This window comes from Microcoleus sp. A6-C6 (assembly GCF_036705955.1).
Taxonomy (GTDB): Bacteria; Cyanobacteriota; Cyanobacteriia; order Cyanobacteriales; family Microcoleaceae; genus Microcoleus.
On record NZ_JAUBVR010000093.1, the window covers coordinates 1 to 18,815 of the forward strand.

At 46.2% G+C, this 18,815-nt stretch carries 16 protein-coding genes; 6 read left to right on the forward strand and 10 right to left on the reverse strand.

The window, feature by feature from the left end:
* Positions 1 to 289: 289 nt before the first annotated feature.
* The 4 genes from QUB52_RS25475 to QUB52_RS25490 all read right to left on the reverse strand — a co-directional run bounded on the left by QUB52_RS25475 (position 290) and on the right by QUB52_RS25490 (position 3,597).
* Positions 290 to 529: a type II toxin-antitoxin system Phd/YefM family antitoxin gene (locus QUB52_RS25475; RefSeq protein ID WP_332975658.1), complete on the reverse strand. Its 240-nt coding sequence runs from the start codon at positions 527 to 529 to the stop codon at positions 290 to 292.
* A gap of 197 nt (positions 530 to 726) precedes the next feature.
* Positions 727 to 2,748, reverse strand: coding sequence for an ArnT family glycosyltransferase (locus tag QUB52_RS25480; protein ID WP_332976304.1), 2,022 nt, complete (start codon positions 2,746 to 2,748; stop codon positions 727 to 729).
* Between the two features lie 166 nt (positions 2,749 to 2,914).
* Positions 2,915 to 3,052: a hypothetical protein gene (locus QUB52_RS25485; protein ID WP_332975313.1), complete on the reverse strand. Its 138-nt coding sequence runs from the start codon at positions 3,050 to 3,052 to the stop codon at positions 2,915 to 2,917.
* Entirely contained in the window at positions 3,028 to 3,597 is a 570-nt protein-coding gene (locus QUB52_RS25490) for a hypothetical protein (RefSeq protein WP_332975314.1), read from the reverse strand. The genes QUB52_RS25485 and QUB52_RS25490 overlap by 25 nt, the downstream gene beginning before the upstream one ends.
* A gap of 257 nt (positions 3,598 to 3,854) precedes the next feature.
* Here QUB52_RS25490 and QUB52_RS25495 point away from each other — a divergent pair, with 257 nt between their 5' ends.
* Both QUB52_RS25495 and QUB52_RS25500 read left to right on the forward strand, forming a co-directional pair.
* The gene (locus QUB52_RS25495; protein ID WP_332975315.1) at positions 3,855 to 4,187 is read left to right on the forward strand and encodes a DUF565 domain-containing protein; all 333 of its coding nucleotides are present in this window, start codon (positions 3,855 to 3,857) and stop codon (positions 4,185 to 4,187) included.
* 57 nt (positions 4,188 to 4,244) lie between these two features.
* Entirely contained in the window at positions 4,245 to 5,402 is a 1,158-nt protein-coding gene (locus QUB52_RS25500; protein WP_332975316.1) for a glycerate kinase, read from the forward strand.
* Positions 5,403 to 5,912: 510 nt separating this feature from the next.
* Here QUB52_RS25500 and QUB52_RS25505 read toward each other — a convergent pair.
* Positions 5,913 to 6,278 (reverse strand): hypothetical protein, encoded by a 366-nt coding sequence (locus QUB52_RS25505; RefSeq protein WP_332975317.1) that lies wholly within the window; start codon positions 6,276 to 6,278, stop codon positions 5,913 to 5,915.
* A 326-nt stretch (positions 6,279 to 6,604) separates the two neighbouring features.
* On the opposite strand from QUB52_RS25505, the gene QUB52_RS25510 reads away from it, so the two are divergent.
* Positions 6,605 to 7,132: an orange carotenoid protein N-terminal domain-containing protein gene (locus QUB52_RS25510; RefSeq protein WP_332975318.1), complete on the forward strand. Its 528-nt coding sequence runs from the start codon at positions 6,605 to 6,607 to the stop codon at positions 7,130 to 7,132.
* A 61-nt stretch (positions 7,133 to 7,193) separates the two neighbouring features.
* On the opposite strand, the gene QUB52_RS25515 is transcribed toward QUB52_RS25510, so the two are convergent.
* Complete coding sequence (locus QUB52_RS25515; RefSeq protein WP_332975319.1) at positions 7,194 to 9,056, reverse strand: PAS domain-containing sensor histidine kinase; 1,863 nt, start codon at positions 9,054 to 9,056, stop codon at positions 7,194 to 7,196.
* Positions 9,057 to 9,454: 398 nt separating this feature from the next.
* On the opposite strand from QUB52_RS25515, the gene QUB52_RS25520 reads away from it, so the two are divergent.
* Both QUB52_RS25520 and QUB52_RS25525 read left to right on the forward strand, forming a co-directional pair.
* Positions 9,455 to 10,174, forward strand: coding sequence for a response regulator transcription factor (locus tag QUB52_RS25520; RefSeq protein ID WP_332975320.1), 720 nt, complete (start codon positions 9,455 to 9,457; stop codon positions 10,172 to 10,174).
* A 473-nt stretch (positions 10,175 to 10,647) separates the two neighbouring features.
* Entirely contained in the window at positions 10,648 to 12,300 is a 1,653-nt protein-coding gene (locus QUB52_RS25525; RefSeq protein ID WP_332968865.1) for an alpha-amylase family glycosyl hydrolase, read from the forward strand.
* Between the two features lie 398 nt (positions 12,301 to 12,698).
* Here QUB52_RS25525 and QUB52_RS25530 read toward each other — a convergent pair whose 3' ends face one another.
* Positions 12,699 to 15,353: an EAL domain-containing protein gene (locus QUB52_RS25530; protein ID WP_442923227.1), complete on the reverse strand. Its 2,655-nt coding sequence runs from the start codon at positions 15,351 to 15,353 to the stop codon at positions 12,699 to 12,701.
* Positions 15,354 to 15,675: 322 nt separating this feature from the next.
* Positions 15,676 to 16,476, reverse strand: coding sequence for a DUF2267 domain-containing protein (locus QUB52_RS25535; protein ID WP_332975322.1), 801 nt, complete (start codon positions 16,474 to 16,476; stop codon positions 15,676 to 15,678).
* Between the two features lie 543 nt (positions 16,477 to 17,019).
* Here QUB52_RS25535 and QUB52_RS25540 point away from each other — a divergent pair.
* On the forward strand, positions 17,020 to 17,478 hold the full coding sequence (locus QUB52_RS25540) for a response regulator (RefSeq protein WP_265238922.1): 459 nt from the start codon (positions 17,020 to 17,022) through the stop codon (positions 17,476 to 17,478).
* On the opposite strand, the gene QUB52_RS25545 is transcribed toward QUB52_RS25540, so the two are convergent.
* Positions 17,447 to 17,863 (reverse strand): DUF2294 domain-containing protein, encoded by a 417-nt coding sequence (locus QUB52_RS25545; RefSeq protein ID WP_265238923.1) that lies wholly within the window; start codon positions 17,861 to 17,863, stop codon positions 17,447 to 17,449. The genes QUB52_RS25540 and QUB52_RS25545 overlap by 32 nt on opposite strands.
* Positions 17,864 to 17,951: 88 nt before the next feature.
* Positions 17,952 to 18,341, reverse strand: coding sequence for a BON domain-containing protein (locus QUB52_RS25550; protein ID WP_265238924.1), 390 nt, complete (start codon positions 18,339 to 18,341; stop codon positions 17,952 to 17,954).
* Between the last annotated feature and the right edge of the window lie 474 nt (positions 18,342 to 18,815).

Here is an 18,815-nt window from a genome sequence, read left to right on the forward strand (position 1 = left end):
GTCCCCTTGAGTTTTTTCGCTGTTGTGATGTAAAGAGATTTTAGGTACTCAGTCAGTTTCATGATAGATTTTAGAGACATAAGATATGCAGCCGGCTGAAATTATTTTTCGGTCATTATTCGGTTATTATAGGATCAATCATTCTGTGGCTGTCTCTTATTTGACTGATACCCATAGTAGCGCCTGAACTCTTATGTTTTGTATCGTAAATTGCTATACACCAGTTTTTGGGCATCTTTCTGTACCTGTTTGGTGTATACCAAATCCCAACTCACCACTGTAACTCCCGTTAGCGAAGCCCTAGAAGAGGATCGCACTCTTCAATCGGCGTTGCCAGTCCTTCCCGAATCGATTCCCGCATCCCCGGCACTGAAAGCAGATACAGTGTTTCCTGCACCGATGCCCAGTCTGATTCAGATAATAATACTGCATTGCTAGTCTGTCCTGCAATAACGATCGGTTGATGCGACTGACTCACCGTATCAATCAACTGCTGCAATTGCTGTTGAGCTTCATTAATTGGTATCATAATCTTCCACTTTTATAAATACGCTTTTTTCGATGATGTTGGGTGGCTGTAGACACTCCCTTAATGCGGACTGAAGTCCGCACTACGAACCTTACTTAGATAGGTCAATCGATCGCACATTATATGAGTAGATTATACCTTAACTACAACACCATACCTTGTCTGACGATCGATCGCCCAAACCGCAGCACCCTACACTACTTCAAAAACGCCTTTCTCGGAACTCTAGCGAGTTGGTAAGCGCCGCGACTTTCCAACAATTGATATTGATTTGGCTGCAATCCTAATTGTTCAAATTTTTCTGGATATCCCAGCACCAAAATAGAGGGGAGAATTGGGTTTTTCGATTCCTGAATGTAGTCTAGAGCCTTATTTACAGCTCGGTAGTAAGTCACTGGCTCTTCGGTGTAAAAAACCAGACTTGGTTTCCAGAAACCAACCATGATCAACTCTTCCCCCGGCAGTTTTTGTTGAACAATAACCTGCGCTAACTGTCTCAGAGGTAACTGGCGGTTGAGATCGACCAAATTGTAGACGGGAGTGAGACCAAAAATGATAAATACTACTAAGCCGATGAGGTTAGCAACCAAAATCCAGCGCTGTTTTCGCTTCCATAGCAAAAGCCCGATCGCCCCAGCCACCACTATCCAAATCGCACCGCCGACAATCAGCAATCCCGACTGCTGAAGTGCTTGCGGAAAATTGGGCATTGCTGGATCGTCTCCCAGCCAGTGGTAACAGTAGAAAGTTGCTCCGGCTAGAATCAATAAAAATACAATGTTAACAATGTATGTGACTAACAGCCCTCGCGGTAAAGAGTTCGGTTTTTTTTCTAACTTTCCCGGCCGGTTTTTGGGCTCGTTACCTGCAATAATATCGCTCCATAGCAGCGTTACCAAAATGGCAGCAGCGGGCAGTAAAGGCAATACGTAACTGGGTAATTTGGTGACGGCGATCGTGAAAAAGCCAAAGATGCAGCCGAACCAAAATAGGGCAAATAAACTTAATTGAGCCGATCGCGGTTGACGGCGCCAGTAACTGCGCTGCCAAAAACGGGTACGGGCGATCGCCACAGGCAAATAAATCGACCAAGGTGCAAAACCAAGCAGCACTACAAAAAAGTAAAAATACCAAGGCGCTGAATGCTTGTTGACTACTTCAGTAAAACGCTGGAAATTGTGATAGCCGAAAAAGCTGTCAATATAAGTTTGACCGTTGGCTAAAATAACCAGAACGAACCAAGGCACGGCGATCAGCAGAATAATCAAGATTCCCGACACTGGACGCATTTCTCGCCAAAGTTGTCGAAAATTTCCCAAATACAGCCCGAAGCTGCCAATAATCAGCGCTGGTATGACAATTCCCACAGGCCCCTTAGCCAGAATTGCTAGGGCAATTAGTACGTAACAAGTCAGATACCACTTATTGGGAAATACCGATGCAGAAACTGTGGAAAATTCTGCTTTTTCTATCTGTTCTTCTAAGGTGTAACCGAGGAAAAATGCCAGAAGTGCCGAACACATACAGGCCACTAATAGCATATCTGAAACGCCAGTCCGTCCCCACGCAATAGTTTGCGGATTTAAAGCTATTAGCGCTGCCCCAATCCAAGGAGTAGAAAGAAAGAGGGGGAGATGGGGAGAGGGGGAGAGGGGGGGAGTGGGAGATTGGGAGAGGGGGGGAGTGGGAGAGGGGGGGAAAGAGGGGGAGTGGGGGGGAGTGGGAGAGGGGGAAAATATTCCCTCGGACTTCTCCGTGACATCCGTGACATCCGTGACATCCGCTACAGAATCCGTTGCCGAACTTTCTTCTGTCTTCCATAAGGTATAGAATCCGAGGCAAGTAAGGGCGATCGCGCACAAAGCCGACGGCAGACGTACAGCCCACTCGTTAACTCCCAGAGTGCGGTAAGCCACCGCCATCAGCCAATAAATCAACGGCGGCTTGTCAAACCTGGTTTCGCCGTTAAAATAAGGAGTGATCCAATCCCCTGTCACAGTCATTTGACGGGCGGCTTCGGCAAACAGCGGTTCGGTTTCGTCAACTAAGCCGATGTTGCCGAGATTCCACAAAAAAGCTACGAAGGCGATCGCGCCCAGCCACAACAGCGACAGTAACAAAGGTGCTAACGGGCGGTGTCTGCGATATTCTGACAAATTTTTAATAACTTCCTTCACCCAAACTTCCTGCGATTTTAGATTTAAAATTTTAGCTCGCATAGAAGTCTACCGAAAAATTGCCTGATCGAAACTCGAAACTCGATCGAATCCGGTTCAACTCAAATCTGCCACCATTCTCAAAAATACCTCAGAAACCGGGTTTCTCCACCAAAATCTCCACCCGCAACTCACCAAATCCACCTAATCAAATGTAAAATACGGATCGCTAAAAAGCTTGCTGTGTATGCCTTCTTCCTTCTTCCTTCCTTCTTCCTTCTTCCTTCTTCCTTCCTTCTTCCTTCTTCCTTCTTCCTTCTTCCTTCTTCCTTCTTCCTTCCTTCAAGGCTGCAAAATTAATTGCCATTCCCCGACTGTGGCGTTCCAAGCGGGCGAGGCTGTCTCCCCGGCGACGTAAGGCCCCCAATAGCGGCGAGAACCATCCTGAGCAAAAACCACCAGAATGTCTCCCTGTTTGACTTGTAACTTGCCCTCCGGCAGCGATAGCATCAGTCCCTTGCCACCGCCTTCCCCCGGTGCAAAATCCCAGTGCGCCGGTTTGCCGTAGGATTTCTCGGCTTGCCGTTTCGACAACAGCGCCACTCGCACTGGGCGATCGCTGCGGTTGCTGACGCGCAAACTGCCGATCGCTTTGCCATTGACAGGAATTGAGGAATTACTTTCCTCCACAGGTTCCGGGGGTAACTCCGGTTTCGGCTGACTGGCGGTGTCTAACGAAGCTGTCTCGACTCTCGAAACCGGGGGTGTTGGGGGGAGTGCGGTGGCTGCCGAGGGCAACTCTATCGGTCGATTTGAGCCGTTGGAGATCGTGATTTCAAAACGTCCGAGAAACATTCCTGTAATGAGGACGATCGCCACTCCAACTAATATCTGGTAAATTTTAAGATTCATAAATTTTCGGCTTAAAGGAAAGACTGCACACCCCCAATTAGTCATAACTATCTTGAATGTATAACCTGGGGCTACTGTGCCACAAGATACAGTTACACTTAATTACTTGACGGTTCGGGGCTATCAGCTCCCGATCCGCTCAATACCATCTTAAATGTTAAATTTTAAATTTTAGATGGGGGCTGACACACCCGGTAAACATTTGGAGTCGCTCTAGACCCGCATTTTTTAACTCATCACTATAACTTTTAACTACTATGCAGAATACCCGAATTAACAGATTGCTTGACGTTCTGGGCGAGCAATTCGCACGCTGGGCGAGCAATCCTTGGCGGCGGATTTCACTTTTGCTCATTAGCTTGCTGTTCGGCACTTTTTTGGGAACTGCTCTTTCGACGATCGCCGGACAATCGGCAGATTGGGATATTATCGCCGCAGCGCTGTTGGTATTGTGGACGGAATTGGTGAGCCTGCTGCTTTATCGTTGGCAGCGGCCAGGAACCCGTTATTTGTGGCTGGAAATGCTCCAAGCTCTGAAAATTGGTGTTACTTATAATTTATTTGTGGAGGCTTTTAAGCTTGGCTCTTAACAAGTGTTGACTTATAGGGGCCTTGCTTTCGAGTGTCCGCCCGATATTTTTAAACAGATGGATCGATCGAACTTAAATCCTGTAGAAATTTTAGAAGCATGGATAGCTGGCGATCGCCCGCTCAGGAAGATCAGCGCCGGCGAGTTAGAATTGCTGGCAATTTGGGAACTTGCGGATGATGTGCGATCCTCTTCGTTGGCGCAGCCCCCGCAGGGGCGGGCTTCGCTAACGCGCGCTTTTGGCATTACCCCTGACAATGTAGCCGATGTTGTCCGCCACAAAACAGATTTATTCTTATCTCTGCTTGACGAACTGCATACTTTCCCGCTCAAGTCAAGTGTTTTTCTCGAAACTTTGTGGAATCTGTGGCTGCCACTGGCGATGCAATTATCGACTGAAAAACAAAGTTTAAAGCGTCCTCTAATTCAAGGAATTTTAGGAGGACAAGGAACCGGAAAAACGACTTTATGCCAAGTTTTGAAGGTGATTTTGGGGAAAATGGGATATTCTACAGTCAGCCTTTCTTTAGACGATCTTTACAAGACTTATGCCGATCGCCAAAAACTCCAAAAAGCCGACCCGCGTTTGATTTGGCGCGGCCCCCCCGGCACTCACGATATTGACTTGGGAATCTCTGTTTTAGACAACTTGCGCGCTTCTCCAACTTCCGAATTAGCCGCAGTTGACCATCCAAAAATAGAAATTCCCCGGTTTGACAAATCTGCCTACGGAGGTGCGGGAGATCGAAGTCAACCAGAAATTATTTGCGGTGCGGATATTGTACTGTTTGAAGGTTGGTTTGTCGGCGTGAATCCAGTAGCTGATGCTAGATTAAACGAGTTTTTGGCGGCTGCGCCATTTCCGATTTCCACAGAAAGCGACTGTGAGTTTGCGCGCGATATGAATGTGAAGCTGCACGACTATGTGCCACTGTGGAACCGATTAGATCGGTTGATAGTTTTGTATCCCCAAGATTATCGCCTTTCTCAAGTATGGCGCAATCAGGCGGAACGGGAAATGATCGCGCAGGGGAAGTCGGGAATGTCAGAAGCTGAAATTAATCGGTTTGTTGAATATTTCTGGAAAGCGCTGCATCCTGAGTTATTTATCAAATCGACGGTTGAGGGCGATCGGGTGGATTTGGTAGTGGAAATTTTGGGCGATCGCGCGATCGGTCAAATCTGTCGGGCGATCGACTTAAAATCAAGCAATTAGGGACACAACAATGTTCATATAGCCTTTCGAACTCTCATATTAGGTACGCGAACGGCATAGGGCATAGGGCATAGGGCATAGGGCATAGGGCATAGGGCATAGGGCTCTCCTCACTTTTTCGAGAACCGCTATAAGTGTCAACAATTACCTAAAACCCTTCATAAATCTCGCTTCTATCGTAATCTATATCCCCCTAAATCCCCCGAAAGCAAGGGGGACTTTGAGAACTTCCGGTTCCCCCCTTGCTTTCGGGAGGTTAGGGCGGATCGAGACTTGGATACAAACCCGATATACAAAGAGTTTTAGACTTAAGTTAACACCTATGAACAATCTTGTGTCCCTACAGTTAAACTCTTGCAAAAGTCTTTTCAATCAAACTTTGGAACGGGCAAGATGCCCGTTCCACAAAAGTAATTTTTTATGTGGAACGGGCATCTTGCCTGTTCCTAGGTATTTTTGCAATAGGTCTAGTATTGCACTTAATCTTGCACTCTACTCAGCATTTCTCAATTAACTGCCGGGAGTACCAAGATCGATCGCCTTTTGCACCAAATCGTCGGTAACATTGCCCGGTACACCTGCGGGGTTAATTTCCTGAGCCATCGAACGAAAATCATCGGGATTGCCCTTTGCATCTGCCGGCATTGCGATCTCTTTAGGAGCCGGAATATTAAATTTAGGTGCAGTTGCAGCGGCGGCAGCTTCAGCGCCGGCACTCGTGCGATCGATATCGCTAACGCTGAATTCTTTTGAAGCTTCGTAGTCGGCGGATACATCAACCTTCGGCAACTTTTGTTCTCCAGCTTCCACGCTTTCAGTTATCTGAGCAGCGTCAAATGTTTGAGTATTATTTGATTCTGTATTTATTTCAGACATAGCCGACTCCTTGCGATTTTTATTTAACAATTCACTGTATTAATAATCACTTAATATCCGGGTTTTTTCATCTATCCGTAGATGTATCGTTGGCTTATATCTCAAGGATGATTGATCTGCGGACGTTGGCTCAGCATTACAGCAGTTTACGAGAATAATGCAACCCTCTGCAAGCACGAGATCCATACACAGTCAGTGATTCCCCATGTTCACATCTCAAATATTAAATCTCAAATCTCAAATCGCATTACCTCTAGGGGATGGTGACTTGTACTTACAAATGTTGATATTTATATATTCTGGAAGCATTTTTAAGGAACTTGTTTATGAACTCACCCGCCGAAACCAATTCTCACGCTCTCTCCAACGACACTCAAAAGATGGTTCAGACAATCAACGGGTTGGGCGCAGATGAAAAACTGGCGCTGCTCTACTTTATTTATGAAGAAATGGGAGATTCAATTACACCAGCAGCTCCCGAAGCCGCCGAACCAGAATTAGCTCCCGTGCTGCTAGGTGATTTTTACAACCTTTCTGATGACGAACAACTGAATATCATGCGAGCTATTGTCAACCGCGACGATACGCGTTATTCTCGTGCTTACGGAGCTTTAACTGCTAACAATCAGTTAGTGGTTTGGTATGCTTGGGCTATTGGTATGGGGGAAAAAATTGTCGATATCCCCGAAGGATATAAGGCAACTGAGGCTGTGAATGGCGTGTTAGGTCAAATAGAAGGTCTTGATTTTGAACAGCAAATTTCGGTGCTGCGCGATGTAGCTAATAATATGGGCTACACCGATGTTAAACCAATTGCTACTCAGGCACAAGTAGGGAAAACTTCTAGTCTTTAGTTGAAAACAAAACTGGGCGGTTTCAACCGCCCAGTCTTATAACTATAAAAAATATTTGCCGTCAGGAAGTGAGTTTTTTGGGGTTAACTGTTCGCGGGATTTCGATCGCAAATGTCGAACCTTTTTTTGGTTGACTTTCAGCCGTAATTGTGCCGTTCATCATCTCGACTAAATAGGTGCTAATCGCTAGTCCTAAACCCGTGCCAGGATATTTGCGGGTTGTGGTTTGGTCGGCTTGGCGGAATTTGTCGAAAATGTGGGGCAGATCGGTTTTACTGATGCCGATTCCTGTATCCCGAACGGTAATAATTAGCCGATCGCACTTTAACTCCCGCACCTCAATAGAAATGCAGCCCTGATGCGTGAATTTAACCGCGTTGGAAATCAGATTGACCAAAACTTGCCGCAGGCGCAACTTGTCATTAACGATAACCTGATGCTGCAAGCACACGCTGACGGACATTGCCACATTCTTGTCCTTGGCTTGATTTTCAAATTCCAGGGCAGCATCCATTACTAAATGCGCTAAATCAAATTTTGCAATTTGTAATTTTGTGCGACCACTCTCGATTTTGGACAGATCGAGGATATCGTCGATCAGCACGAGCAGGTTTTTGCCGTTATTTAAAATTCGCCCCACCATTTCTGTTTGCTGGGCACTCAGCAGTTGTTTGTGCTGGCGCAGTAGCAATTGCGAAAACCCGATAATCGCATTCATCGGAGTTAGCAATTCGTGGGACATGGTAGCCAAAAATTGCGATTTTAACTTGGCTGCTTCTAGCAGTTGCAATTTTTGCTGTTGAATGCGCCGGCCTTGATTTTCAAGTTCTTCCTGCTGGCGAATTAGCAGCTCGTTTTGCAACTCTAAAAGCTGTTCCTGTTTTTTTAATTTTTCGATCACCCGCGCGCTGTTAATCGCGATCGCAGCTTGTTTACCCATCACCACCAGCAGTTGCACAGATCCGTCAATGGCCGTGCTGTCTTTCCCGTTACCGATCGCCAGCACGCCCAAACGCCCGGTGTCCCCCGACTCGATCGCCGCAGCACAGGTGGCCGCCGGCACTCCTGAGCCGGACTCTGAGCGCCACAGTTGCGACTCTCCCGTCGCAAACGCCCTCAACAACAGCTTGTCTGGCACGTGCGGGGTTTTGCCTTTCTCAAAGTTTTCCCTGCCCCCCACAGCGCTGAGTTTGAGGCCGCTGCAATCGCACTCCGGGAGCGCAACCAGGCAAAATTCAGCTCCGGCGATCGCCTCCACAGTCGCGTCCGCGATCGCTTGCAACAATTCGCACAAGTTACCAGCGCGCTGGCTCAACTGATTTGTAAATCGCTCGATCGCCTGCAACTCCTGCTCAGTATCCATTACCGTCCTAGCTTCGCACAATTTTTCGGCTTGCAAGTTAGCTTCCGGGCGCGCCAAGGAGCGCAAAAATTCTGGGTCTGGTTCGGGCCCGGCTTGAGTTTGTTCGATCGCGTCCATATCTGTGTAGGTTCCCACCCACTCTAAAACATCATGACTGTCTGGGTTGGCGGGCGCTCCTCTGGCGAGATGCCAGCGGTAAGTCCCGCAGCGCGCCCGGAGACGAACTTCTATTTCGTAACTTTGCGGCGGGCCAGCATCCGTGCGCGATCGCGCCAACAGACGAGGGCGGTCTTCTGGGTGGACGCGCGCCAGATAGCCGAAACCCAAAGCTGCTGCGACTGGTACTCCCGTGTACTCCTCCCAGCGCTGTCCTAAATAAGTCGCCCAGCCGCTGGCATTTACTTTCCAAACTATGTGAGGAATTGCCGACCACAGGCGATCGTTCTGAGTTTCGCGATCGGCAACTTGCTGTTGAGGGGAGGTTATTTCTGATGCCTTGTATCGTATTTCGGCGTCGGAAAAGTCCGAGCGAAAATAGTTATTGGCGTGATAGTGAGTCATAACTGTTTTTTATCAATAAGCATTCAACTTGAGCCCTAACACCGGTTAAAGACTCGTGCTGCTAGCTTTATTTATTTTGACTGCCAAAGTGCATCAAAAGTTTTTATACTTTAAATCTATCTGGGTAGTGGTATCTTTACCTCTATCAACGGGCGGACAATGGGATAATTCATGTAAACTGTTATAACATTGAGAGCTTACCAGTCGCGATCGGGCTTTCCAGACGTTCTCCGCAAAATAACTTGAAAATTAACTTGCAATCTTGGCGGCTGCATGAGTATGCTTGAAAAAGATGTGCGGCCTGTCAAACCCTAAATCAGGACACATTCTCAAATTTACTCAGTTTAGCTGAGTCAGTTGACGATATTTTAAAAGTTTAGCGGGCTATTGGAAGAAAGATGACTAAAATTCGCGTTGCTTTGATTGAAGACCACGACCTGACAAGAGTCGGCATCCGCACAGCTTTACAACAGCGTGACACTATAGAAGTTGTCGGCGATGCAGCCAACGCTACCGACGGATTGAAACTGCTTCAGTCCACCAAACCTGACGTAGCAATCGTAGACATTGGCTTGCCAGATTTTGACGGCATTGAACTGACACAAAAGTTCAAAAAATCTATAGCGGACACAGATCCTGATACCAAAGTTTTGATTCTAACTTTTCAGGACAATGAAGAAGAAGTGCTGGCAGCTTTTGCCGCCGGAGCCGACTCTTACTGCATGAAAGATATCAGCTTCGATCAGTTATTAGACGTAGTAAGAGTAACTCACGAAGGTAACTCTTGGATCGATCCGGCGATCGCCCGCATCGTCCTAAAACAAGCTCGCACTAAAGAATCTGCTCCAGAAGAACCCAAGCCTGAGGGCAAAAGAGTCACAATTAAGGCTGCCGAACCGGAGTTCAGTCACATCATTGAAACTTACCCTTTAACCGAGCGGGAGTTAGAAGTGTTGGAACTAATTGTGCAGGGTTACAGCAATGCTGCGATCGCCGAAAAGTTGTACATTACTGTCGGTACAGTCAAAACTCACGTCCGCAATATTTTAAACAAGTTGTGCGCTGACGATCGCACTCAGGCGGCCGTTCTCGCCCTCCGTTCTGGCTTGGTTGGATGAAGCCGTTATCATAAGGTAAAAAGTAGTTAAAATAGGGTGCGCGTTGCGCGCCTTACGCAGCTTCTGTAAGGTGCGCCACCCGCACCTTACTGCCAAAAATCTAGGCTGCAATCTCACCATCGTCAGCCCGATAATTTTAAGTATTAAAAAGCTATATTTAAGTCCGCATCTATCCCGGTGCAGATATTAAAATTCCTTTTTTTTTCACTAAATATACCTTAAGATAGATGCGAAGTAATAATAGGGATACTAATACTTAATGTTGAGAGAGAGCAAATAAGATCGATGGCGATCGCACTACCAATACTGGCGCGATTTCACTTCACAAAATGCAGCGGTCAGGGCAAAAAACCATACTTTTAGGAATAGTTAAGCACTTACAGAAATTCTATCCGCAGAGTGATGCCTGAGGTCGCTTAAATTTGCGAAATTAAAAGTATCAACTCTTACTGAAATATTTTAAAAGAGGTATTATGGCCCCTCCAATTGAATTCAAGTTATTTGCTCCCTACAACAAAGGAGCTGCCTTGATGGGGTGTTTTTCTAATTGGGAAGAAATCCCGATGGAAAAGGATGAAAAAGGTAATTTCCGCACCAAAGTAGATTTGGAGGATGGCGTTTATCAATACAAATTCCGCGTGCAGTCGAAAAGCTGGTTTCTGGAAGCAGATCAGTGGGTAGATGTGGTAGATCCCTACGCGACTGACATTGACGATGCGAGTCAAAACGCCGTTGTTAGGATCAAAGATGGCGATCGCATCATCGATACCTACGTCTGGAAACACGACGACAAACCCCTCCCTGCCGATCGCGAATTAGTCATATACGAAATGCACGTTGCCGACTTTTCCGGCGGCGAAGCAGATCCCCTCGCCCGCGGCAAGTACAAGCACGTAGTCGAAAAACTCGATTACTTAGTGGATCTCGGCATCAACGCGATCGAACTAATGCCCCTCAAAGAATACCCTGGTGACTACAGTTGGGGCTATAACCCGCGCTACTTCTTCGCAGCAGAGTCCAGCTACGGCACCACAGAAGAACTCAAAAACCTGATCGACGAGTGTCACGGGCGCGGGATTCGCGTCATCATCGACGGGATTTACAACCACTCCGAATCATCCAGCCCCCTCACCCAAATCGATCACGATTATTGGTACCACCACGCCCCCCGCGATCCAGACAACAATTGGGGCCCGGAATTCAACTACGAATTTTACGACGAAAAGCTAGGAACTTACCCAGCGCGCAAATTTGCCGGCGATGCAGTCCGCTATTGGGTTCAAGAATACCATCTCGACGGCATTCGTTTCGACGCAGCGCGACAAATGGCCAACTACGATTTTATGCACTGGATCGTTCAAGAAGCCAAAAATGTCGCCGGCCCAAAACCGTTTTACACCATTGCCGAATACATTCCCGAAGATCCTAGCATCACCAATGTAGATGGGCCGATGGACGGCTGCTGGCACGACAGTTTTTATCACTCCATAATTCCACAACTCTGCGGGGAAAATTTTGATTTAGAACGGCTCAAAGAGGTGATCGACTGCAAGCGGCAAGGTTTCTTAGGTGCTACGAATGTAATCAATTATTTGAGCAATCACGACCACGATCGCGTGTTCTCAGAATTGGGAGAGCACGGAATTTTGGATGAAGCAGCATTCAAGCGGGCGAAGTTGGGAGTAGCACTGTTAATGACAGCAGTTGGCGTGCCGTTGATTTGGATGGGCGAAGAATTTGGCGAATACAAAGCCAAAACGATCGAGCAATCTAAAATTGACTGGACGCTGCTAGGAAATGACATGAATAAAGGTTTGTGGGAATACTACAAAGGCTTGATTCACCTACGCAAAAATAACCAAGCACTTTACACAGAAAACATCGAATTTTTCCACGAAGATCCAGAGGCGAAAGTGTTTGCTTACACTCGCTGGAACGATGAAGGTTCGAGAGTTGTGGTCGTGGCTAATATGTCAGAAAATTATCTGGCAGGTTACAACGTTCCTCACTTCCCGGCCAACGGAAATTGGCACGAATGGACGGGAAATTATGATGTTGAATCGGGCGATGACAATATTATGATTGACTTGCCGGAATACGAAGCAAAAGTCTTTGTGTGGCAGTAACCTGTCCCTTCTAACAACAATCAAATAGGTTTGTAGTGATGACTTTAGTCCTTCTTTTTGAGGACTAAAGTCATCACTACAAACCTTATTAGACTTGCATTGCATTCCTTCGGTGTTCCATCAGGAAATCCATCTGCGTTTATCTGCGTTGCGAAGAGGTTTTCACAGTACATAAAAGATTTATTCAATTCTCCTATGATCACTGAAGTCCTAACTACGAACAAGCTCTTTTTTTTCGGCTTTCTGGTTGTTAATTTAAATTACCAGAAAGAATTGGTTTAAAGCCGGAACCCTTGTAGGGAGAAATTAAAATCAGACTATTCATTACTCCAATCCTCTTCCTTCCAAGTAGAGGTCGCCCTCATCTGTCAACTGACTAAACTGTCAACTGTCAACTGTCAACTGTCAACTGCATTAAGTATTTTACTCCGTTGATTTTCCAGGCAGAATTCGGTTGCGGCCGCCACCGGTAATGGTTTGCTAAAGAAGTAACCCTGACCCATCTCGCACTGCAACGACTGCAAAAATTCCAACTGTTCTGCTGTTTCCACACCCTCGGCAATCACCTGTAATTTCAAGCCCTGTCCGAGGGCGATCGCCAGTTTCACAATCGTAGCACCGCTGCTGTCGTTGAGCAAATCTGCCACAAAGGATTTGTCTATTTTTAAATTATTGAGCGGAAAGTTTTTCAGAGACCACAGAGAAGAATAACCGGTGCCAAAATCGTCCAGAGAAATGTGAATTCCCATTTGCTGTAACTGCCGCAATACCGATACCGTAAAATTCACATCGGTCATCGCAATGCTCTCAGTAATTTCTATTTCCAAATAATCGGGATTTAACTGGGTTTCTGACAAAATTTCAGCGATGGTTTGTACCGTGTTAGGCTGCATAAACTGGCGGCCTGATAAATTTACAGCTATCCGCATCGGCGGCAATCCCATTAACTGCCACGCTCTATTTTGCAAGCAAGCTGTCCGCATCACCCATTCGTCAATTTGGCAGATGAATCCTGTTTCCTCAGCTAAGGGAATAAATCGATCGGGAGCAATCAAACCGCGTTCGGGATGCTGCCACCTAATCAGAGCTTCCATGCCGACTATTTTGCCAGTATTTAAGTTTATTTGCGGTTGATAGTACAGCACAAATTCTGAATTTTTTAGAGCTTTGTAAAGCTGATTTTCTAAGTTAAGTTCTTCCGAGACTTGATTGCCGATCGCCCGCGTGTAAAACTGATAATTATTCCGACCTTTCTGCTTAGCTCTGTACATCGCAGCATCAGCATTTTTTAGCAAAGTTTCTGCATCTTCTCCGTCGTAAGGAGCCAAAGCAATTCCCAAGCTAGCCTTAGTATAGAGTTCCAGACCGTCAAAATCAAAAGGACTGCTTAAACTATGGATAATTTCCTTGCAAACCTTAATTGCTTCTTCAGGGCTGTTGATATTGTGCAGCAGCACGGTAAATTCATCGCCGCCCCAACGAGCGAGCGAATCCCCCACGCGCAAACAGTTAGTCAAACGCCGAGATACACCTTGCAGCAACAAATCGCCCACGGGATGCCCAAGAGTATCGTTAACATTTTTAAATCTGTCCAAATCTAAAAAGATTACCGCCAGCATTTCGGCGTTTTGGTGAGCGTTAGCTAAAGCTAAAGACAGCCTTTCATTAAACAGCAATCTATTCGCTAAACCAGTTAGTTGGTCGTGAGAAGCTTGATGTCGGATCATCGCCTCGACGCGCCTCTGCATTCCAGCCATGTACAGGTGAGTGCCTAAAGATTTTGCTAGCTTCTGTTCGTCGATGCTCCACTTTTGAGCTTCGCCGATTTTGATTTCTTTCCAAGCTGTAAAGGACTGTCGGGGACGATCGTTCCGGGTGTCGGAATGGGAATTTCCCGCCCACAAAATTTCGGTTTCTACGGCGCTGCGAAAAACGGTGAGACAGCCGATGCACTGTTGGCCGTATTGCAGCGGTATTGCCAAAAATGACCGAAGGTCAGTTTCGATAAAATTTGCAGATAAAGATTTGAGTTGAGGTTCTTGATAAATATCGGAAATTGCGTACAAGTGCGGTACGATTAAACTGGAAATATTTGTATCAATTGAATTGTAATGCTCGGAATGTAAATTTGGAAAAATACCTAATTGGCTGATATTAACGGCAGTTTTTTCTACCTCGTTTTCATTGGTCAACCCCATGATCTGCTGCCAAAATTCGCTGAGTTCCAAGTCGCACTCCGAAGGCTGCTGGCCGCAGGTATAAAGTTTAGCGGGCAGATCGCGAAACTCGGCTGCAATGTACAGCCGCCCTCCCGAACCATGCAAATGCTTGACAGTTTGTTCGAGAACTACTTGCCGAATTTCGTTTAATTTCAGAGGAGAGTGTAGCAAACTGCTAATTTGGTTGACAACGGCTTCGTCGCGGGCTTGCTGTCGGGCTTGACTTAGCAGAAAAGATTGGGCGATCGCAATTGAAAGTTGATCCACAAGCAACTGCACCATTTTCAATTCTCGATCGTTAAACCGTTTCGGTTGGCTGTGGTGACAAGCCAACAACCCCCAAAGCTGATTTTGATGCACAATCGGCACCGTCAGAGAAGAACGCGCCCCCATAGCCTTCAGATATTCTGCATGACAGGGGTCCACAGGACCATAGCGAATATCTTCAACTGCTAAAGTTTTGCCGGTTTCGGGACAATCTAACCGATTAATTATTTTATGCTGCAATTGGACATCTACAATCACTCGCTGCCGCGCTTTGAGAAACATTTCGCGGGAACTAGGGGGAATGTCGCTTGCCGGAAAGCGCAAACCAAGCAGGGATGGCAAGTTGTCGCCATTGATGGACTCAGCAATTACTTCACCGCTACCGTCGGATTCAAAGCGATAAAGTTTTACCCGATCGCTCCCTAAAAAGCTGCGAATTTCTCGCGCCGTTGTCGTCAAAATCTCTTGCAGTTCTAAAGAGTTGCGAATGCGATTTGTAATTCGATTGAGTAAAATCTCTTGTTCTAAAGTCGATCTTGACATTTGTCTAACTTTTGAGCGAGCCATCCCTTTTGATCTCCGGCTGTTAACAGCATTTTTGCGAGCCACTGTGTTAACTCGCCCTGTATTATAGAATACAACACTTTCGCTCTATCTGTGGGATTTATTCCAGCCGGGATCGACAAACCCGGTTTTTAGCAATATTTGGGATGTTCTCACAAATTTTTGCTAGGAACCGGGTTTTCTCAAAAGACTTTTATGCGGGCTCGCATTCGGAACGATCGCACAAATACAGCAACCGGGTCGATCGGACAAGCTTCTGATGCAAGAACGCAGAATGCTGGTTTTTCAACCCGGTTGGTAAGTATTTATACTCGAAATTATCCTCTTAAGCCGACTCCCAAATTTCCCGAATTCTGTCCGGCAAAAATCCCGCTATTTCCTGAATTCGCTCCTGGGACAACTCATCCTTTGTTGCTGAAAATACACCGGCGATCGCAGTTTCCGGTTTTACCCCAGAAGGAAGTGGGCCTTCTTGTTCCACCCGAAAAATAAACAAGTTGGAATCAATCACAAAAGGTGCAGGCCCTTGCCAAGGCGGACGCACCCGGCTCAGCAATCCCACCAGCGGATTCGTATCTTTCCAGAGGTCTGCTATTTCTTTTTGCAAAGTTTTGTCGTCCGTCGGCAAAACTTCTGTGTGCAGTTCAGCTTCCACGCGATCGCTTGCTTCGGTTGTCATCAAATCTCGCATTGTCCGGTACACCAATTCGGTAATGTCCCTGGCATCAAAAATATCCTCCAAGTGACCGTTTACCATCACTTTTTCCAAAAATGGCATATCCTTAGAGGCGATCGGAACTGCTGACCCTTCTTGATGCAGAGACTTAGGAGGATTCGTCTCCATTTTCTGCAACAGTTTGCGGCCTTTTTCCGTTAAATCAGCTTCTTGAAATGCCACTAAAGCCGGCAATAACTCAGTTCCTCCGTAAGGCTGTCCACTAAACTCGGCTTTGATAAATTCCCTTTGGTTGAGGTAGTCCAAGTGACCGAGCAATTCCGCTTCTGCTATTTCTCGACCGACATATTCTTCGGCTGCATTCCTAATTGCCGACTCTCCCTTGCCGTTGCCGCTGCCAATCTGTTTGAGCAAAATGTAAGTCAAGTCGTCTCTGATTGCAATTGTCATCAAAACCTCCTAGGTTAATATCCGGTAAAACTTAAGTAAAAAATGATTTTTTACTTGCTAAAATTGTGATAATTACTACTTAAAAACATTGAAGTCTAAACCAGACAAACAAGAATCTCTCAGCAGGTGGAAGTTGTTAAAATTAAGTGCCGCTTAGAATCTTCCTTCAGGTGGATTTACGTAGAACAACCGTAGTCTACTTTTGGTAGTATCCTGAAAAGCTGCCGCCACTCTTCACAGCCGTTAAGATAGGATGCTTGATGGGCAATACTTTTCCTAGTTATCGCGTCTTGTTGCTAATGCCGATCGCCCGTAGGTGTAAGTTGGTAATTTGCGCTTTTGATCAGTAAAATTATGGAGATGCTATAATCGATCGAATGGTGCAGTCTTTGCACCAGCAAAGCACCGATATTGTACAATCGGGCTAGAGCGAAGACTGGCAATTAAAAGCTACAAATACGAGCCAATCTGTTTCAAGTGCCGGAGCGCCACTTGAGGAATGCCTCGGGTACAACTTTTACGATCGTTTTTCGATCGGCATTTATGAACTACCCTAATTGGAATAAGAATTTGGAATCTTTGTCTTTAAATAGCGGTCAACCGGCGGTTGACAAGCGTCCTCTAGTCTTGGCTGTAGACGACAATCACGACAACTTAGAGCTGCTGACGCAAATACTCGATTTATTCGGCTGCGAGTGCGTGGGAGCCGTTGACGGGTACACAGCTCTGTCAACAGCAGTCTCGCGCTCTCCCGACCTAATCGTACTCGACATTTGCCTGCCCGATATAGACGGTATAGAATTAGTAAAGCGGATCAGAGAAAACCCCGAACTCAGACATATTCCGATTGTTGCTGTCACAGCACTAGCAAAAACAGAAGACCGCGATCGGATTCTCCAAGCCGGCTGTATTGCATACCTTTCCAAACCTTTTAACATCAAGGATTTAGAAACTATTATCCGCCAACACCTCAACAATCAGCCACTTCTGGTTGAGTTTTAGACTTAGAACTAGCATCGCGAACTTTAGGTGCAGACTCCAAAATTGCGATGGTTCCCGTGCGGCCAGTCTCCAAAGTCGCATCGCTGAGCAAATCAGTCACTCCCACGCCCAAAACTTCTTTGATTAAGTCTTTCAGTTGCAATTCCAGAACCGAGTCTAATTGCGATCGCACCTGCGAAGCCAAATCTTCCTGACCGTTCTGAGCCAGCAATTTTTCGGGTTTAGTAATCGCATTTTCGATCACAATTATCAATTTGTTATCCAAAAGATTGCAGAGCGCCTGACTCGTTTGATGTCCGAGTAGAGAACGGTACAAAGCTTGAATACCCTGCGCAAGACTCCGTTCTAATTTACCGCGAGTAGGTACTAATGTGTCCCCAGTCATATTTTTTAGGTACAGCAAGATAAGTGAAAAAACTATTAACCGATAACAGTTAACAGTTAACTGTTAACTGTTATAAACAACCGTGGCGCTAGCCAACAATAACTTGATTAGTTTCCACCCCAGTTGCACCCTTAACACCTTTAGCAATTGTCACCAATTTAGTAACAATTTCCTGATCGGGAACTGTACCTTTGAGAACCACAGTAGTGCCCAGTTGAGCCACATAAACAGTCTCAATATCTGCAACATCAGGATTTGCATCAAAGGCCTGAGCCACCCGTTTAGCTAAACCGCTTTGATCGTATTCTCCATTCAATCCCATGCGTTCCGGCGGGATTGTTTGAGTGTTCGCCGCAGGTTGGGCCACAGGTTGAGCTTGAGCTTGAGGTGCAGCGGCAGGTGCTTGGTAAGCAGGAGCTTCCACATTGTCCTGATTTTCCAGTTTTTCTAAACCAAACAGTCTTTTGAGCCAGCCCATAGAATTTGTCCTCTCACAAAGTTTTTGTTAATTGACAGTTGGCACGACGGTGTGCAATTATTATGCTCAATCATCGGAATTGCGATCGCACTCCATGACGCAGAAACCGAGTTTTTCGACAAAAAAAAATCGTTACAGCCATCCAGTTCGGTAGCCAAACCCGGTTTCTTGAGTTGTGTGCGCCAATCATAAATACAATTTAATATTGCACAAGTTCGCCGATCATCTGTCTGGAGACATAAATTCTCCGGCGCTCAAACAAATACCTGCGCCGATCATTCCAGCAAATCAAACTTAAAGCCTTCTTCCCCAACTTATACGATTTTGTTATACATCCATTCGTGCCAATTTCCCGTATTCGGAAAGTTAGGAATGCAGTAACTAGATAGATAAGTATCGTGACATACTCCTACGCCAACTGAGTACAGTATGGCGTAGGCTTCTCAGTGACTCCAGCTATTGCTTCGGACATTG

Excerpts from the sequence above, each read along its gene's own strand:
- QUB52_RS25475 (WP_332975658.1), bottom strand. The coding sequence starts at position 529 with ATGATACCAATTAATGAAGCTCAACAGCAATTGCAGCAGTTGATTGAT.
- QUB52_RS25480 (WP_332976304.1), bottom strand. The coding sequence starts at position 2,748 with ATGCGAGCTAAAATTTTAAATCTAAAATCGCAGGAAGTTTGGGTGAAG.
- QUB52_RS25485 (WP_332975313.1), bottom strand. The coding sequence starts at position 3,052 with ATGGCAATTAATTTTGCAGCCTTGAAGGAAGGAAGAAGGAAGAAGGAA.
- QUB52_RS25490 (WP_332975314.1), bottom strand. The coding sequence starts at position 3,597 with ATGAATCTTAAAATTTACCAGATATTAGTTGGAGTGGCGATCGTCCTC.
- QUB52_RS25495 (WP_332975315.1), top strand. The coding sequence starts at position 3,855 with ATGCAGAATACCCGAATTAACAGATTGCTTGACGTTCTGGGCGAGCAA.
- QUB52_RS25500 (WP_332975316.1), top strand. The coding sequence starts at position 4,245 with ATGGATCGATCGAACTTAAATCCTGTAGAAATTTTAGAAGCATGGATA.
- QUB52_RS25505 (WP_332975317.1), bottom strand. The coding sequence starts at position 6,278 with ATGTCTGAAATAAATACAGAATCAAATAATACTCAAACATTTGACGCT.
- QUB52_RS25510 (WP_332975318.1), top strand. The coding sequence starts at position 6,605 with ATGAACTCACCCGCCGAAACCAATTCTCACGCTCTCTCCAACGACACT.
- QUB52_RS25515 (WP_332975319.1), bottom strand. The coding sequence starts at position 9,056 with ATGACTCACTATCACGCCAATAACTATTTTCGCTCGGACTTTTCCGAC.
- QUB52_RS25520 (WP_332975320.1), top strand. The coding sequence starts at position 9,455 with ATGACTAAAATTCGCGTTGCTTTGATTGAAGACCACGACCTGACAAGA.
- QUB52_RS25525 (WP_332968865.1), top strand. The coding sequence starts at position 10,648 with ATGGCCCCTCCAATTGAATTCAAGTTATTTGCTCCCTACAACAAAGGA.
- QUB52_RS25530 (WP_442923227.1), bottom strand. The coding sequence starts at position 15,353 with ATGGCTCGCTCAAAAGTTAGACAAATGTCAAGATCGACTTTAGAACAA.
- QUB52_RS25535 (WP_332975322.1), bottom strand. The coding sequence starts at position 16,476 with ATGACAATTGCAATCAGAGACGACTTGACTTACATTTTGCTCAAACAG.
- QUB52_RS25540 (WP_265238922.1), top strand. The coding sequence starts at position 17,020 with ATGAACTACCCTAATTGGAATAAGAATTTGGAATCTTTGTCTTTAAAT.
- QUB52_RS25545 (WP_265238923.1), bottom strand. The coding sequence starts at position 17,863 with ATGACTGGGGACACATTAGTACCTACTCGCGGTAAATTAGAACGGAGT.
- QUB52_RS25550 (WP_265238924.1), bottom strand. The coding sequence starts at position 18,341 with ATGGGCTGGCTCAAAAGACTGTTTGGTTTAGAAAAACTGGAAAATCAG.